General features: G+C 60.0%; 10 protein-coding genes and 1 tRNA gene. 8 read left to right on the top strand and 3 right to left on the bottom strand.

Annotated features, from left to right (window positions below):
- Positions 1-3: 3 nt before the first annotated feature.
- A complete protein-coding gene (locus tag NTD87_RS21345; protein ID WP_262116163.1) occupies positions 4-1,473 on the top strand; it encodes a coniferyl aldehyde dehydrogenase in 1,470 nt (489 codons plus the stop codon).
- Between the two features lie 43 nt (positions 1,474-1,516).
- A complete protein-coding gene (locus tag NTD87_RS21340; RefSeq protein WP_262116162.1) occupies positions 1,517-3,295 on the top strand; it encodes an arylsulfatase in 1,779 nt (592 codons plus the stop codon).
- Between the two features lie 152 nt (positions 3,296-3,447).
- On the opposite strand, the gene NTD87_RS21335 is transcribed toward NTD87_RS21340, so the two are convergent.
- From NTD87_RS21335 to NTD87_RS21325, 3 genes are all read right to left on the bottom strand, one after another.
- Positions 3,448-4,569, bottom strand: a complete 1,122-nt coding sequence (locus tag NTD87_RS21335; RefSeq protein WP_262116161.1) for a CaiB/BaiF CoA transferase family protein — start codon at positions 4,567-4,569, stop codon at positions 3,448-3,450.
- Positions 4,570-4,659: 90 nt separating this feature from the next.
- On the bottom strand, positions 4,660-5,019 hold the full coding sequence (locus NTD87_RS21330) for a hypothetical protein (protein WP_262116160.1): 360 nt from the start codon (positions 5,017-5,019) through the stop codon (positions 4,660-4,662).
- Positions 4,988-6,649, bottom strand: a complete 1,662-nt coding sequence (locus NTD87_RS21325) for a GMC family oxidoreductase (RefSeq protein ID WP_262116159.1) — start codon at positions 6,647-6,649, stop codon at positions 4,988-4,990. Before NTD87_RS21325 ends, NTD87_RS21330 begins: the two co-directional genes overlap by 32 nt.
- Positions 6,650-6,865: 216 nt before the next feature.
- Here NTD87_RS21325 and NTD87_RS21320 point away from each other — a divergent pair, with 216 nt between their 5' ends.
- The 6 genes from NTD87_RS21320 (at position 6,866) to NTD87_RS21295 (ending at position 15,369) form a co-directional block, all read left to right on the top strand.
- Positions 6,866-7,921, top strand: coding sequence for an AraC family transcriptional regulator (locus tag NTD87_RS21320; RefSeq protein ID WP_262116158.1), 1,056 nt, complete (start codon positions 6,866-6,868; stop codon positions 7,919-7,921).
- A 247-nt stretch (positions 7,922-8,168) separates the two neighbouring features.
- Positions 8,169-9,968, top strand: coding sequence for a DUF1302 domain-containing protein (locus NTD87_RS21315; RefSeq protein WP_262116157.1), 1,800 nt, complete (start codon positions 8,169-8,171; stop codon positions 9,966-9,968).
- A 32-nt stretch (positions 9,969-10,000) separates the two neighbouring features.
- Complete coding sequence (locus tag NTD87_RS21310; RefSeq protein WP_262116156.1) at positions 10,001-11,365, top strand: DUF1329 domain-containing protein; 1,365 nt, start codon at positions 10,001-10,003, stop codon at positions 11,363-11,365.
- Positions 11,366-11,439: 74 nt separating this feature from the next.
- Positions 11,440-12,516: a WD40/YVTN/BNR-like repeat-containing protein gene (locus NTD87_RS21305; RefSeq protein WP_262116155.1), complete on the top strand. Its 1,077-nt coding sequence runs from the start codon at positions 11,440-11,442 to the stop codon at positions 12,514-12,516.
- Between the two features lie 27 nt (positions 12,517-12,543).
- A complete protein-coding gene (locus NTD87_RS21300; protein WP_262116373.1) occupies positions 12,544-14,973 on the top strand; it encodes an efflux RND transporter permease subunit in 2,430 nt (809 codons plus the stop codon).
- 322 nt (positions 14,974-15,295) lie between these two features.
- Positions 15,296-15,369, top strand: a tRNA-Cys gene (locus tag NTD87_RS21295).
- The last annotated feature ends 383 nt before the right edge of the window (positions 15,370-15,752 follow it).

Raw genomic sequence — 15,752 nt, 5'->3', positions numbered from 1 at the left:
CACATGAACTCTGCACTGCACGACCAGAAGACGTGTTCCGATACTGACGCAAGCACTGTGTCTGCACCCGAGCGGGTACGTGCCGTTCTTGCCCGTCAGCAAGCCGCATCCCTGGCCGAGGGGCCAGCGCCAGCCGCCTTGCGTATCGAGCGAATAAACCGAGTCATAAAGCTGTTGGTCGATAATCAGCAGCGGTTGTGCGAAGCATTGGCCAGCGACTTTACCTGGCGCAGTCATGACCAGTCGCTGATGGCCGATGTGCTGTTGCCGGTTCAGGGGCTCAAGTACGCGCGTGACCATGTTCACCGCTGGATGCGCCCGGAACGCCGCAAGACCGAATTGGGCAGCGGCTGGTTGGGCGCCAGGGCCGAGATTCACTACCAGCCACTGGGCACGATAGGCATCATCTCGCCCTGGAACTTTCCCATCGCCATCGCGCTGGGGCCACTGGCCGAAGCGCTGGCGGCCGGTAACCGGGCGATTATCCTGTTCTCTGAGTTGTCACCGGCAACGGCCGGTCTGCTGATTGAACTGCTGGCCGAGCAGTTCGATGACAGCGAGGTGGCAGCCTTTATCGGTGGCGCCGAACTGGGCGCGGCGTTCTCCGCCATGCCGCTGGATCATCTGGTGTTCACCGGCAGCCCACGGGTCGGGCGCCTGGTGATGCGCGCCGCAGCTGAAAACCTGACACCGTTAACCCTTGAGTTGGGCGGCAAATCTCCGACCATCATTGGTCGGGGAGCGGACCTTGAAAACGCCGCCAGACGCATCTGGGGCGGGAAGGGAGTCAGTAGCGGGCAGGCCTGTATCGCGCCGGATTATGTGCTGGTGCACGAGGATGATCGCGAGCGCCTGTTGAGCTGCATGCAGGCCGAGTTGCGCCGCCTGTTCCCGACGCTGCTGAACAATCCGGACTACACCGCAATGGCGACACCCGGGCAATACCGGCGAATGCAGGCCTGTCTGCAAGACGCCCGTGAGCGGGGCGTGCGGATTATCGAGGTCAATCCGGGCAATGAAGACTTGAGCACTTCGCGCAAGATCGCACCGACCCTGCTGGTTGATCCGTCGGACACGACACTGGCCATGCAAGAGGAAGTGTTCGGCCCGCTGCTACCGATTCGCAGCTATCGTCACATCAGCGAAGCGCTCGACTACATCAATGCGCGCCCGCGACCTCTGGCGCTGTACTACTTCGGTGACGACCGTGCCGAAGCCAGGCATGTGCTGGAGCGCACCCATTCGGGGGGCGCCTGTATCAACGAAGTCATGCAGCACCTGTTCCAGACGGATTTGCCGTTTGGTGGCTGTGGTCACTCGGGCTTTGGTCGTTATCGCGGTGGGTATGGGTTCAAGGCGTTCAGTCTGGAGCGCTCGGTGTTCATGCCACCACGGTTCGATGTGATGGGCCTGTTGCGACCGCCTTATGGCAGGTTGTTTCGGCGCGTGATCGGCGCTCTATTGAAGCCTTGAATGGCGTTCGCTGTCCTTGAAAAATTCAGCAAGGAACTCGTAGATGTTCACCTTGAACCGTTTCGTTCTGGCCACCCTGTGCGTGGCTTTCAGCTCGCTGAGTGTCGCCGCGTCGCCGTTGAAAAAACCGAACATCGTGGTGCTGGTGGCCGACGATTGGGGCTACAGCGATGTCGGCTCGTTCGGCAGTGAAATTTCCACACCAAACATCGACACCCTGGCCAGGGAGGGTGTGCGCTTTTCCGACTTTCATGTCACAGCATCCTGCTCACCCACCCGTTCGATGCTGATGACGGGCGTCGACAACCACCGTAACGGCGTGGGCAATATGCCGGAAACCATGCCGGACGAGCATCTGGGCAAACCCGGCTACAGCGGTGTACTCAACGACAATGCGATCACCGTGGCCACACAACTCAAGGACAACGGTTATCACACCTACATCAGCGGGAAGTGGCACCTGGGCAAGACCGCTGACACCTTGCCGAACAATCGCGGTTTCGAGCGTTCGTTCATCCAGGCCGACAGTGGTTCGGACAACTGGGAAGAGCGCCCCTACGCGCCGTTGTATGACAAGGCGTCCTGGTTCGAGGACGGCCAGCCCGCGCACTTGCCCAAGGATTACTACTCGTCGACGTTCATCGTCAGCAAGGCCATCGACTACATCTCGGCAGGTCGTCAGGACGGCAAGCCTTTCTTCGCCTATCTGGGGTTCCAGGCCAACCACATCCCGGTGCAGGCGCCCAGGGATTTCATCGACAAGTACCGGGGAGCTTATGACAAAGGCTGGACTGCCCTGCGCGAAGCTCGACGAGCCCGAGCCGTCGAACTGGGGTTGATTCCTGCAAATGCCGGCATGCTGACCATGGGCAGTACCGGCAACTGGGACGCACTGAGTGCTGATCAAAAACGTTACGAAGCCCGGCGAATGGAGGTATATGCCGGCATGGCCGATGCCATGGACCAGGAGGTCGGTCGGCTCGTCGCCAATCTGAAAGCGGCGGGTGAGTACGAGAACACGGTGTTCGTGTTTCTTTCCGACAATGGCAGCGAGCCGACGGACCCCTACGATGTTCCGGCATTCAGAATGTGGCTGGAAATGCACTACACCCGCGAGCTCGACCGTTTGGGTTCCAAGGGCGCATTCAACAGTATTGGCCCGAGCTGGGCCAGTGCGGCGGCATCGCCGTTGAGCGGTTACAAGTTCTTTGCCGGTGAGGGCGGGTTGCGTACGCCATTGATTGTGTCCGGTGTGCCGGGCATGCAGGGCAACCGGATTTCCAAGGCCTTTGCTCATGTGACCGACATTGTCCCGACGATACTGGAAGTGGCCGGGGTCCCGGCCCATAACGGCCAGTACCAGGGCAAGACGGTGGAGCCGATGATCGGCAGCAGCCTGGTGCCAGTGCTGCGCGGCGTATCCGAACGGGCACACCCCGAGGATCAGGCCATTGGTTATGAGTTGTCCGGCAGCGCGGCGTTGTTCAAGGGCGATTACAAACTGGTGAAAAGCCTCAAGCCGGTGGGCAACGAGCAATGGCACCTCTACAACATCGCCACTGACCCAGGGGAAGTGCTCGACTTGCAGAACCAGATGCCGGAACGCTTCCAGAGCATGCAGGCCGACTACGCCGAATACGCGCGGACCAACGGTGTGCTACCGATGCCGGCCGGTTATGACTACATGCACCAGGGGCAGCTATACGCGTTGAAGCATGTGGTCCTGCCCAAGCTCAAAGCCGCCGCACCGCCGATCATGGGCGCTCTGTTGTTGCTGGCCGGTTTGCTGGTGTGGCGTCGACGGCGCAAGGCGCGCGGTTGATGTATCCCACAATCAAGAGAAGTCAGCATGAGTATTGAGGTCGATGAAGGAGGGCGCCGGTTGATTCACCGGCGTCAGGTCCCATGGCCGTGTTTCTGAAAGACTGACCGGCCGACTGACCGGTCGACTCATCGGCCGGTCGGTCGCTGCGTTTAGATCAGGCGCTGGATCTGCGCGTCACTCAGACCTGCCTTGCGCAGTATCTGGGTGGTGTGCTCGCCACGTTCAGGCACATCGCCGATAGCCGAGGGTGTCGCTGAAAAACGGGGTGCCGGGGCGGCTTGCAGCACACCGTCGCGCCGCGAGTACACGCCACGCGCCGCCATGTGCGGATGGGCCAAGGCCTCAGTCGGGGTCAGCACCGGGGCGAAACAGGCGTCGCTGCCCTCCAGCAGATCGACCCAATGTTGGCGCGGCTGACTGGCAAACAACGCGGCCAGGCGTGCGCGCAAGGCCTCCCAGCGTCGTGGGTCATAAGGGCTCTTGAAGTCCGGATCGTCCGCCAATCCCAATGTGCTGAACAGCAACGCATTGAACTGTGGTTCGAGCGCTTGCACGCTGATGAAATGACCATCGGCGCAGGCATAGGTTCTGGCCCAATGCGGGCCATCGAGCAAGCCCGTGCCGCGTTCCATCGGTTGCTGGCCTGCCGAGTGTGCCGAGAGCAGCAGGTTCATCAGGTTGGCGCTGCCGTCGACGATTGCCGCATCGATGACTTGCCCGACCCCATTGGTGCTGGCATTGATGATGCCAGCCAGAATGCCCATGGCCAGGTACAACGCACCGCCGCCCAGATCACCCACCAGCGTCGGTGGTGCCAACGGCGGCAAGCCGGCTTCACCGCTGAACCACAAGGCACCGGAGAGTGCGATGTAGTTGAGGTCGTGACCCGCCGCCTGAGCCAGTGGGCCGTGCTGGCCCCAACCGGTCATGCGCCCATAGACCAGTCGCGGGTTACGCGCCAGGCATACTTCGGGGCCCAGCCCCAGGCGTTCCATGACACCGGGGCGCATCCCTTCGATCAGCGCGTCGGAGCCTTCGATGAGGCACAGCACGGCTTCAATCGCTTCAGGGTCCTTGAGGTCCAGGGCCACTGAGCGTTTACCCCGATTGACGATGCCGTGCCGACCCAGGTCGAGCATGTTGGCGCCTTGGGGGCCGGCGCGTTCTATCAGAATCACTTCGGCGCCCATGTCGGCCAGCAACATGCCACAAAACGGTCCCGGGCCGATCCCGGCGATTTCGACGATACGAACGCCGTCAAGTACTCCCATGTAGATGCTCCTTTGGATCAACAGAGTAAAGGAGTCCATTTTGCATGGCGGGTGAGGCGAGACAGGTCATTGCAGGTTGATCGGTGATCTTTAACGTCGAAAAAGCAACGCCGTCATCACCGCGTGGAACAGCACTGCCGGCCATAGCAGCACGCCGCTGCTGATGAACAGCCCGACATACGCCAGGTACAGTGCAATCGCCCCGTTGTAGACGAGCATCGCGCGTATCGCTGCGGTGCTTGTCGTTGCGGGCCAACAGGCGATCCCGAGCGCAAGCAGGGCAACACCGAAGAACCGCGCAAAGAGGTTGGTCAGGTCGGTTCCAGCAATGCCCAGCAACCAATGGCTGACTAGGCCAGGCCCCAACAGCAGTGCCAGGCCGGTGCCAAGTTCGACAACGGCGGCAAGCAACAGGAGATTATGCCGGGTGATGGCTTGCAGTGGTTTCATGGTCGTCCTTTGAGGTGTCGGCGGCGTTGAGTGCGCGGTCCTCGCGAATAAAGTCCGCGGCTTTTTCGCCGATCATCACGGTGGCGGCCGTGGTGCTGCAACCAATGATAGTCGGCATGATCGAGGCGTCGGCTACGCGCAAACCTTCAAGGCCGCGGACCTTCAAGCGGGCGTCCACCACGGCCATGGCATCGGCGCCCATTTTGCAGGTGCCCACCGGGTGATACAGCGTGTCGGAACGGCTGCGCAGTACCTGTTCGATTTCGGCGTCGGTGTTCATCGGGGTGTCGAGTACGTCCTTTGGGGCGAATGCCTTGAAGGCCGGGGTCGACATGACCTTGCGAATGATTTTGTAGCCCTCGATCAGGGTGGCGATGTCGTCCGGGTGAGTCAGGAAGGCCGGATCGATCAGCGGTGCCGCCAGCGGGTCGGCACTGGCAAGGGTCAGCTCACCGGCGCTTTTGGGGTGCAACAGGCAGGCATGCAGACTCAGGCCATGACCGCGATACAGCGTACGGCCGTGATCGGCGAACATGGCGATGGTCAGGGCCAGTTCGATGTCCGCCTGGCGCAGGTCCGGCGAGGTTTTGACGAAGGCGCAGGCCTCGGCGAAGTTGCTGGTCAGTGGACCGGTGCGATGGCGCCAATAGCGGATGCCGGCTTTCAACGTATCCCAGACGCCCAGCAACGACAGCCCCATGAGGCGGCGGGATTTAATCCGGTACGAATGAACGTAATCGATATGGTCCACCAGGTTCTTGCCCACGCCCGGCAGGTCATGGATCACGGCAATGTCGTGCTTCAACAGTTGAGACGCAGGGCCTATGCCGGACAGCAGCAGCAATTGTGGCGAGCCAAAGGCGCCAGAACTCAGGATCAACTCGCTGCGTGCGTGCATCACACACTTGAAGCCGTGCTGCATGAACTCGATGCCGACGGCGCGCTTGCCATCGAAGAGGATGCGCGTGGCGTGGGCGTGGGTTTCGATATGCAGGTTCGGCCGTGCACGATTGGGGGTGAGATAGGCCCGCGCTGCACTGCAACGCTGCCCGTCCTTTTGCATGACCTGGAGGCGACCGAAGCCTTCCATGGTCGCCCCGTTCTGATCGGGGCAAGCCGGATAGCCAGCCTGCAGGCCGGCCTCGACAAAGACTTCGCCAAACGGATTGGGCGAGGTGTGGAAGCGCACATTGAGCGGGCCGTTCTGGCCGTGCAGCGGGTCGTCGAAGTTTTCGTTGTGTTCGGCGCGCTTGAAGAACGGCAGGACCTCTTGATAGCTCCAGCCCGGATTACCCAAGGCCGCCCAGCGGTCGAAATCTTCCGGGTGCCCGCGGTGATACGCCATGGCATTGATCGACGAACTGCCGCCCAGCGTCTTGCCTCGGGGTTGATAACCGGTTCGCCCCTTCAGTCCCGCCTGGGGCACTGTCTGATATTGCCAGTTGTTGATTGACGTCGGCACCATCACTGCAACGCCGGCAGGCATGTGTATCAGTGGATGGCTGTCCGGGCCACCAGCCTCCAGCAGGCAGACTGAAACGGTTGGATCTTCCGACAGTCGGCCAGCGACCACACAGCCGGCAGCACCACCGCCAATCACGATGTAATCGAACACAACGTTCTCGTTCATGCATTCTTCTCTTTTATTATTCGACGCCGAGGCTTGTCAGGCAGGACGCGTTGATTGTGAGCAGAAGGGCTGCAAACGTACTGGTCTCTAGCGTCATATTTGCGGTCAGCGGAACAGGTGACGATCCTGCCAGCTTTGGGAAAAACACGGTGCTCCCATTGACCGCTTGGCATACGGAGGTGAGTATCGGCGTACCTATCATCGACAGGCAGGCCAATGTCCGGATCGAACAAGAATGCGCCTGGCACTGGTGTCGACAGCGCGTCGCACATCGCTGCCTTGCAGCTCACCACCATTGGCAGCTACACCGTGGCCATTGCCCGGGCGCTGGAGGCCAGTGGCGTCGACAGCAAGCGGATCTTCGAGTCTTTGGGCATCCCGACAGATGTGTCCACCGACCCCATGACTCGCTTGCCTGCCGTCACCATGACGCGCTTGTTCCGTACCTGCGTCGATGTGACCAACAACCCGTATTTCGGACTGAAGGTAGCCAAGTTCATTCACCTGACGCACCTGCATGCGCTGGGCTATTCCCTGGCGGCCAGTGGCACCCTGATGGATTTTTGCCGGCGCCTGGAGCGTTATTTTCGCCTGGTTTCGCAGTTGGCCAAGATCAGCGTCATCGAGGCCGATCAACAGATTCTGTTGCGCCTCGATTATCTGGCCGCGTTCAGTGGCGAGACCGAAGACGCTTTTTTCGGCTTTCTGATCCTCACCATGCGCTTGCTGTACAAGCAGCAATTGGCTCCAGTGCGACTGGAGATGCAGCACCCCATGCCACGCGAAGGTGCTCAACCGTATGAGGCCTTGTTTCGTTGCCCGGTGATTTTTTCCAAGGTGGGCGGGTTGCTGGTTTTCGACAAGGCCGACCTGGTGCAGCCGTTGACCGGCTCTTGTCCGGAACTGGCCCAGGTCAACGACAACATCGTCATCGGTTACCTGGCACGGCTGGACAAGAGCGATGTGATTACCGGCGTGACCCAGAAGATCATCGAGTTTCTCCCCGACGGTGATTGCACCCGAGACAAGGTCGCCAGCGCCTTGTGCATGAGCCCCACCAAGTTGCAGCTCAAGTTGTCTCAGCGGGGCACGCATTTCCAGCAACTGCTCGATGACACTCGCAAAGAGCTGGCTTGCAGTTACCTGAGCCAGGCGTCGCGCCCGGTGACCGAGATCACCTTTCTGCTGGGTTTCAGCGATACCAGCAATTTCACTCGCGCATTCAAGCGCTGGACGGGGCTGTCGCCGACAGATTATCGCCAGCAATTCTGAGTCACCCAAAGCCCGGACAATAACCAACCTCCCCAGGCCAGGCCTGGGGAGGTTTTTCGGTTTGGCTTACGCGGCCTGGCCGTGTGTTTTTCTCGGCGCATTGCGCTGACCGACGATTTGGCCCAATTGACCGGCACCCTGCCGGCCGCTCGCGATACAACAGCCTCGACCGATCCGGCCAGCGCCCCCGCTGAGTAGCGCACCGGCAAGTCGCATTTTCTTGAATCAGAGAAGGCGAGCACGCTAGATGAATAACAACAATAAGATCTGCCATCCAAATCTGCGACGCGGGCTCCTGGCGTCAGCGGTTCTCGCCGGGCTAGGGATGAGCCCCGTCTACGCTTTTGAGGTCAATACGGGCAATGAGGACCTGTCGGTGCGCTTCGACAACACGTTGAAGCTCAACTATGCCCAACGGGTACAAGGCGCGAACTCCAAGCTGTCCAATGCCTGGAACAACAACGACGGCGACCGCAACTTCTCCGTGGGCAGTCCGGTCTCCGAGCGCGTCGATGTGCTCTCCGAACTGGATGTGGCCTTCAAGCAGAAGGTGGGCTTTCGGATCAGCGCCAACAGCTGGTATGACCACGCCTATGACGATGTCGGCAGCAACAACCCGTCGACCAACCAGCTCAACAATGGCAAGCCGGACTCGAATCACCAGAGCGGCTATGTCGACCGCTACTACAACGGGCCGTCTTCCGAGTTCCTTGATGCCTTTGTGTTCGGCAGCACCGAAATCGGCGACGAATCGTTGCTCAGCGGCAAGCTGGGCAAGCACAACGTGTACTGGGGTGAATCCATTTTGGCCTTCGCCCATGGCAACAGTTATGGCCAGGCGGGCCTGGACCTGACCAAGGCGCTGACGGTACCCGGAACCGAAGCCAAGGAGCTGTTCATTCCGCGTAAACAGTTGTCCACCAGTTTGACTGTCAATCCCGAACTGACCCTGGGCGCACAGTACTTTTTCGGTTGGGATGCGGCGCGAGTGCCGGACTCCGGTACCTATCTGGGCTTTAACGATGGCATCCAGAATGGCGGGCACAATCTTTCGCTGATCGGCGGGGCCAACCCACTCTTCGGTGTGCCGGGGCCGGTCGGTCAGAATCAGTTCCTGCGACTCGACAATGGCCATACCTTCACACCGAAACAAAGCGGCGACTTCGGTCTGATGGCCAAGTGGAGTCCTGAGTGGCTGGACGGCACTATGGGCTTCTACTATCGCAAAACCTCCGACATTCTGCCCAACCTGGTCCTGCAACCCACTGCGGTCGGTATCCCGCAGTTGATCTCGGGGAACGCGGGCAGCTACAACCAGTTTTACGTGGATGACATCGATATCTACGGTATCAGCCTGGCGAAAAACATTGCCGGGGTCAGCGTCGGTCTCGACGTGAACTACCGCACGAACATGCCGCTGTCCAGCGTTCCGGCCACCGTCAATCCTTCGCCGGCGGCGGCTGGGCAGCCAGGTGTCATCAGCAGTTTTGACGGCCAAAACGGCGTTGCTCGCGGTAATACCGTGCACGCGGTGCTCAATGGTCTGACGACCTTTGGCACCACGCCGGCCTGGGACACCGCTTCGCTGCTGGTGGAATTGGGTTACAGCCGCTGGTTGTCAGTGACGGATAACCAGCAACTGTTCAAGGGGGAGGACTGGTACAACGGCATCGATAAAGTCACCAAAGACAACTACATCATGGGGATGAACTTTACCCCGACCTGGTACCAGGTATTCCCCGGCATCGATATGTACTTGCCGGTCAGCTACAACGTCGGCCTCAAAGGCCAGTCTTCCGTGCAACTGGGGGGTAACCAGGGCACGGGCAGCTACTCGGTTGGCGTCGGCATGGACGTGCGTAGCCAGTACCGCTTCGACCTCAAGTATGTCGAAAACTTTGGCGACTTCGACACCTGCGGTGCACCTAATGAAGGGGCGATCTCGGGCACCAAGTGCGTTCCCGGTCAGATCACCTCGTTTGCTGGCGTCCCGGCCCAGCTCAGTGATCGTGGCATGGTCACTCTCACTTTCAAAACCACCCTCTGAGCCAAGAGCTGTGTGTTAACAGGAGACATTTCATGAATTTCGTCAAATCACTTTTGGCCTCTGCCCTGGCGTTGACCGTTGTCGGTAGCGCCCACGCAGCGGTCACCGCCGACCAGGCCGCAAAACTGGGCACCAGCCTGACGTCCGTCGGCGCTGAAAAAGCCGCCAATGCCGATGGCAGCATTCCTGCGTACACCGGGGGCCTGACCGCGATTCCGGCCGAGTTCAAATCCGGCGACTCGTTTCGACCAGACCCGTTCGGCGCTGAAAAACCGCGCCTGGTGATCACCACCAAGAACCTCGCCGAACAGAAAGACAAACTCACTGCCACCACCCAGGCGTTGCTCAATCGTTACCCGACCTATCGCCTCGACGTGTACCCGACTCACCGCAGTGTCGCATTGCCCAAAACCGTGCTGGACAACACCGCGAAAAACGCAGTGACCGCCAAGACCACCGACGCTGGCCTGGCACTGGAAAATGTCCTGCCGGGGGTGCCGTTCCCGATCCCGGCTGACGGTAACGAGGCGATGTGGAACCACTTGTTGCGCTATCAAGGCGTGGCCATGACCAACAAGTACGACTCGTGGAACGTCGACTCGTCCGGCGCCGCGTCGTTGAGCTCCACGGGCATATTTTTTATTGAATACCCGCTCTATGCCCCGACGCGCCCCGTGGGGCCGGTCGCTGCCGATGAACCGTTCTACAAGATCAAACTGACCTATACCGGCCCGGCCCGTCGTGCCGGTGAAGCGCTGCTGCTCATGGACGCGGTCAACCCGCTGAAGCAGCCTCGTCGCGCCTGGCAATACCTGCCGGGGCAGCGTCGGGTGAAACTGGCGCCGGACCTGGCCTATGACACGCCGAACCCGGGTACCGTGGGTGCCGCGACCTATGACGATGCGTTCCTGTTCAACGGCGCCATGGACCGTTACGACTTCAAACTGGTCGGCAAGAAGGAAATGTACGTCCCCTATAACACCTACAAACTGAGCTATCACAAGGAGGCCGCCGATATGATGACAGCCAACCATGTGAACCCCGATCTGCTGCGTTGGGAGCTGCACCGGGTGTGGGTGGTCGAGGCGACGCTGAAACCGGGCAAACGCCACATCTACAGCAAGCGCACCTTCTACCTCGACGAGGACAGCTGGATCGCTCTGGCTTCCGACGAATATGACGGTCGTGGCCAGCTGTACCGTGGCGGCTTCTCGCACCTGTCCTACAGCTACGATGTGCAGGCTCCGGAAAGCATCAACCACATTCTCTACGATCTGGTCTCCGGCGCTTATAACGTCAATGGTTTCTATGGGCCTTATGGCGGCCTGAAGTACATCGACCCACTGTCCAAGGCCCAGTGGTCAGCTGAGTCACTGGCCGGGACCGGCGTCCGCTAACCGCGTCTGAAGCAGTTGTTCACCTCCGGGGCGCTCGTTCAGTCCCCGGTGGTTTTTTAGCCGAGATAATAATAATGACAATCTCCAAGTGGATCCTGCTCTGCGCATTGGCGGCAGCGCTGGCACTGCCGTTTACCCGTCCTGTGGTGGCGGCGGATTTTGCCGACGTGCTGGACACCCCGGCGGCCCCCAGCGAACTTGCCGCTAAAGGTCTGCTGACGGGACTGGCCAGCACCGGTGAGCGCCTGGTCGCTGTTGGCCAGCATGGCCACATTCTCTATTCCGACGACACCGGTCAGCATTGGCAGCAGGCGCAAGTGCCGGTGAGCTCGGACCTGGTCGCGGTGCATTTCCCCTCTGCGCAACAGGGCTGGGCCGTCGGACATGACGGGGTGGTCCTGCACAGTACGGACGCTGGACAGACCTGGAGCCGCCAACTGGATGGCCGTCAAGTCGGTCCGCTCTTGCTCGAGTATTACCAGAACCAACTCGCCAGACAGCCGGACAGTCCGGACCTGCAAGCGCGGGTTGTCGACGCCCAACGGATGATCGAGGAGGGCGCCGACAAGCCCTTTCTGGATGTCTGGTTTGAGAGCGATCGGGTCGGCTACATCGTCGGTGCATTCAATCTGATTTTCCGTACCGATGATGGCGGCGGTCACTGGACCCCGTGGCTGGACCGAACAGATAACCCGACTGCACTGAACCTCTATGCGGTGCGACCGATCGGTGACGATCTGTTCATCGTCGGTGAGCAAGGGTTGGTCATGAAGCTGAACCGCGAAAGCGGTCGATTCAACGCCACACCGACGCCCTACAACGGGACCTTCTTTGGCATTACCGGCAAGTCGGGTGCAGCGTTGGTTTTTGGCCTGCGCGGCAACGTCTATCGCAGCGTCGATGGCGGGGCGAGCTGGAACAAGATCGACCTCGGTCTGGCGCTGAGCATCACGGCCAGCGCGGTCACCGCCGATGGGCGAATCATCCTGGTCAGCCAGGCCGGCCACGTGCTGGTCAGCGCTGATGACGGCGCCAATTTTCAGCTCCAGCCGCACACCGCACAGGCCCCGGTGGCCGCCGCGCAGATCTCCGCTGTCGGTTCCCTGGTGCTGGCAGGTACCCGCGGCCTGCGGCAGTTGCCCCTCGAATAAGTCCGGCATTACCAAGAGAACACCATGATGGGTCACTACGAACTCGAAACAATGCCGGTTATCCGCGAGCTCAAGGGCTTCGATGCCCGCTCCGGAAACCTGCTGGAACGCCTGATCTTCAACAACCGGCTGCTGGTGGTGCTGACTTGCCTGCTGGTCACCCTCACGCTGAGCTACTTCGCGAGCACCCGGCTGACGCTCAATGCCAGCTTCGAAAAGATGATTCCCCAGAGTCAGCCGTTCATCAAAAACTACCTGGAAAACCGTCAGTCGTTGCGCGGCCTGGGCAACGCGGTGCGGGTGGTGGTGGAAAGCAGCAAGGGCGATATTTTCGACCCGCAGTACCTGGAAGCCTTGAAAGAGATCAACGACGAACTGTTCGTGACCCCAGGCGTCGACCGTGCCTGGGTGAAATCGCTGTGGACGCCGGCGGTACGCTGGACCGAAGTCACCGAGGAGGGCTTCCAGGGCGGCCCGGTGATGCCCGATTCCTATGATGGCTCAGCCCAGAGCGTGCAGCAGCTGCGCCAGAACATCGCCCGCTCAGGGATTGTCGGCAGCTTGATCGGCAACAACTTCAAATCGAGCATGATCTTCGTGCCACTGTTGGAGAAGGACCCGGTCACGGGGCAAGGCATCGACTACCACCAGTTCTCGAAAACCCTGGAAGAGAAGCTGCGCAACAAGTACGAGTTCGAAGGCAGCGTACGCGTCAGTGGGGAGGAGGGCAGTGGTCCGATCAAGATTCGGGTGATCGGTTTCGCCAAACTGGTCGGTGATCTGCTCGATGGCCTGATGCAGGTCATGCTGTATTTCGGTGCTGCGGCGCTGATCGCCACGGCGATCATCTTTTACTTTACCCGCTGCGTGCGCAGTACCGCCCTGGTGATCCTCTGCTCGGTGATCGCCGTGGTCTGGCAACTCGGGCTGGTGGCGCTGTTCGGGTTTGCCCTGGACCCGTTCTCGATCCTCGTCCCATTCCTGGTGTTCGCCATCGGCGTGTCCCACGGCGCGCAGAAAATGAACGGGATCATGCAGGACGTCGGACGCGGTACGCACCAATTGGTCGCCGCACGCTACACCTTCCGCCGCCTGTTTCTCGCGGGCCTTACCGCCTTGCTGGCCGACGCCGTGGGCTTCGCGGTGCTGATGCTGATCGATATCCCGGTGATCCAGGACCTGGCGATCACCGCCAGCATTGGTGTGGCGGTGTTGATTTTCACCAACCTGGTGCTGCTGCCGGTGCTGCTGTCCTATTGGGGCGTGAGCCGCAAGGCGGCGGTGCGTAGCTTGCGTGCTGAAAACGAAGAGCTGCGCGGCAAGGGTATGGGCGCCGTCTGGAGCTTCCTGGACAAGTTCACCGAACGGCGCTGGGCGACCGTGGCGGTGAGCATCGCAGGCTTGCTCGCCGTCGGCGGCCTTGTGGTCAGCAGTCATCTGAAGATCGGTGACCTTGACCCAGGCGCACCGGAACTGCGCGCGGATTCGCGATACAACCGCGACAACGCGTACATCACCGCCAACTATTCGCTGTCCAGCGATCAGTTCGCGATCATGCTCAAAACCCCCAGCGAGGGCTGCCTGAAATACGAAACCCTGATGGAAGCTGATCGCCTGGGCTGGCTATTGCAGCAGCAACCAGGTGTACAAACCACCGTGTCGCTGGTTAACGCGGTCCGACAAATTACCGCCGGTTCCTACGAAGGTAACCCCAAGTGGCTGACCATCGCCCGCAACCAGAACGTATTGAACTACGGCGCGCAACAGGCCTCGGTCAGCAGTCCCGACCTGTTCAACAACGACTGCTCGATGATGCCGATCGTGGCCTACCTGTCGGATCACAAGGCCGAGACCCTCGACAATGTGGTGCAGGTGGCCGAAACCTTCGCCCGTGAGCACAGCAGCGCCGACCGTCAGTTCATGCTGGCGGCCGGCAGTGCCGGCATCGAAGCGGCGACCAACATCGTCGTGCGCGAAGCCAACCACACCATGCTGCTGTATGTGTATGGCGCGGTGATCGTGCTGTGTTTCATCACCTTCCGCAGCTGGCGCGCGGTGGTCGTCGCCGTCGTGCCGCTGATGCTGACCTCGATCCTCTGTGAAGCGCTGATGGTCTGGCTGGGCATGGGCGTGAAAGTCGCCACGTTGCCGGTGATCGCGCTGGGCGTCGGGATTGGCGTGGACTACGCGTTGTACCTGCTGAGCGTGCAACTGGCGCAACAGCGTGCGGGTCTGTCACTGACCGAGGCCTACAAGAACGCCGTGGCGTTCACCGGCAAGGTGGTGGCCTTGGTCGGCATCACCCTGGCGGCGGGCGTCATCACCTGGGCCTGGTCGCCGATCAAGTTCCAGGCCGACATGGGCATCCTGCTGACCTTTATGTTTATCTGGAACATGGTAGGAGCACTGGTGTTGATCCCTGCGCTGTCACATTTCCTGTTGCGCAAAGTGCGTTAATCAACGGTGGGGCAGTAGCCGCAAACCGATCCGAAGCACTGTCGCGGATCGTGTTATGGTGCTGTCCCTGCCAGTGGCTCCACGTGGACGTGTTGCACAGAGCGCCTATTGCGGTTTGTGGGGGGCACTCGATAGCGTGCTTTAGAATATTTTTCTTCCTGTCCTTGACATGCCCTGCGAACACGTCCAGAATTGCGTCCATTCCTGATTCAGGAACGAGAAAAACCCTTTAGATATCAAAGGGTTGGAAATAGATAGCGATCTAGTTTCCTTCTCCAGTTTGTATGCGTTTGATGTTGTTTTTCTGGCATCTGACGTTTGAGGCCGAGTAGCAAAATGGTTATGCAGTGGATTGCAAATCCACCTACGCCGGTTCGATTCCGACCTCGGCCTCCACTCTTGAAAACCCCGTAGCTCAACGAGTTACGGGGTTTTTTATTGCCTTCAGGAAAGTGAAGTGTTCCGCAATTTTCGGGTGGTGTTCCGCAACTGCGAACGATGGGAGCACCTGTGGTCAGCGTGATGACAGGTTGTAGTCAACTGATTCTGTTGAAAAAGTCCGAGTGGGCAAGCTAGCCTGCGCTGAGCTTGGAAAAAATCCATTTTGTACGATGCAACGCAAAATCTGATCCGGTTAGCGACTGTTTCACGTCCAAATTTCAATCTCAGAGGGGCATTTTGCTGAGCCAAAACCATAGGCAGCTTTTTCAACAGAATCGGTCATGAGCAGACGCTCATTGCTATTTAGGAAAGCCTGGGCGATCCAAACCTTTTGAGTA

The organism is Pseudomonas sp. 6D_7.1_Bac1 (genome assembly GCF_025465945.1).
Classification (GTDB): Bacteria; Pseudomonadota; Gammaproteobacteria; order Pseudomonadales; family Pseudomonadaceae; genus Aquipseudomonas.
The sequence above is the reverse complement of the archived record's forward strand: the minus strand, read 5'-3'. Positions and strand labels throughout refer to the sequence as shown.

Bases quoted from the DNA above. Each gene is read 5' to 3' on its own strand.
- NTD87_RS21340 (WP_262116162.1), top strand. From the start codon at position 1,517: ATGTTCACCTTGAACCGTTTCGTTCTGGCCACCCTGTGCGTGGCTTTC.
- NTD87_RS21345 (WP_262116163.1), top strand. From the start codon at position 4: ATGAACTCTGCACTGCACGACCAGAAGACGTGTTCCGATACTGACGCA.
- NTD87_RS21300 (WP_262116373.1), top strand. From the start codon at position 12,544: ATGGGTCACTACGAACTCGAAACAATGCCGGTTATCCGCGAGCTCAAG.
- NTD87_RS21330 (WP_262116160.1), bottom strand. From the start codon at position 5,019: ATGAAACCACTGCAAGCCATCACCCGGCATAATCTCCTGTTGCTTGCC.
- NTD87_RS21310 (WP_262116156.1), top strand. From the start codon at position 10,001: ATGAATTTCGTCAAATCACTTTTGGCCTCTGCCCTGGCGTTGACCGTT.
- NTD87_RS21335 (WP_262116161.1), bottom strand. From the start codon at position 4,569: ATGGGAGTACTTGACGGCGTTCGTATCGTCGAAATCGCCGGGATCGGC.
- NTD87_RS21305 (WP_262116155.1), top strand. From the start codon at position 11,440: ATGACAATCTCCAAGTGGATCCTGCTCTGCGCATTGGCGGCAGCGCTG.
- NTD87_RS21320 (WP_262116158.1), top strand. From the start codon at position 6,866: ATGTCCGGATCGAACAAGAATGCGCCTGGCACTGGTGTCGACAGCGCG.
- NTD87_RS21325 (WP_262116159.1), bottom strand. From the start codon at position 6,649: ATGAACGAGAACGTTGTGTTCGATTACATCGTGATTGGCGGTGGTGCT.
- NTD87_RS21315 (WP_262116157.1), top strand. From the start codon at position 8,169: ATGAATAACAACAATAAGATCTGCCATCCAAATCTGCGACGCGGGCTC.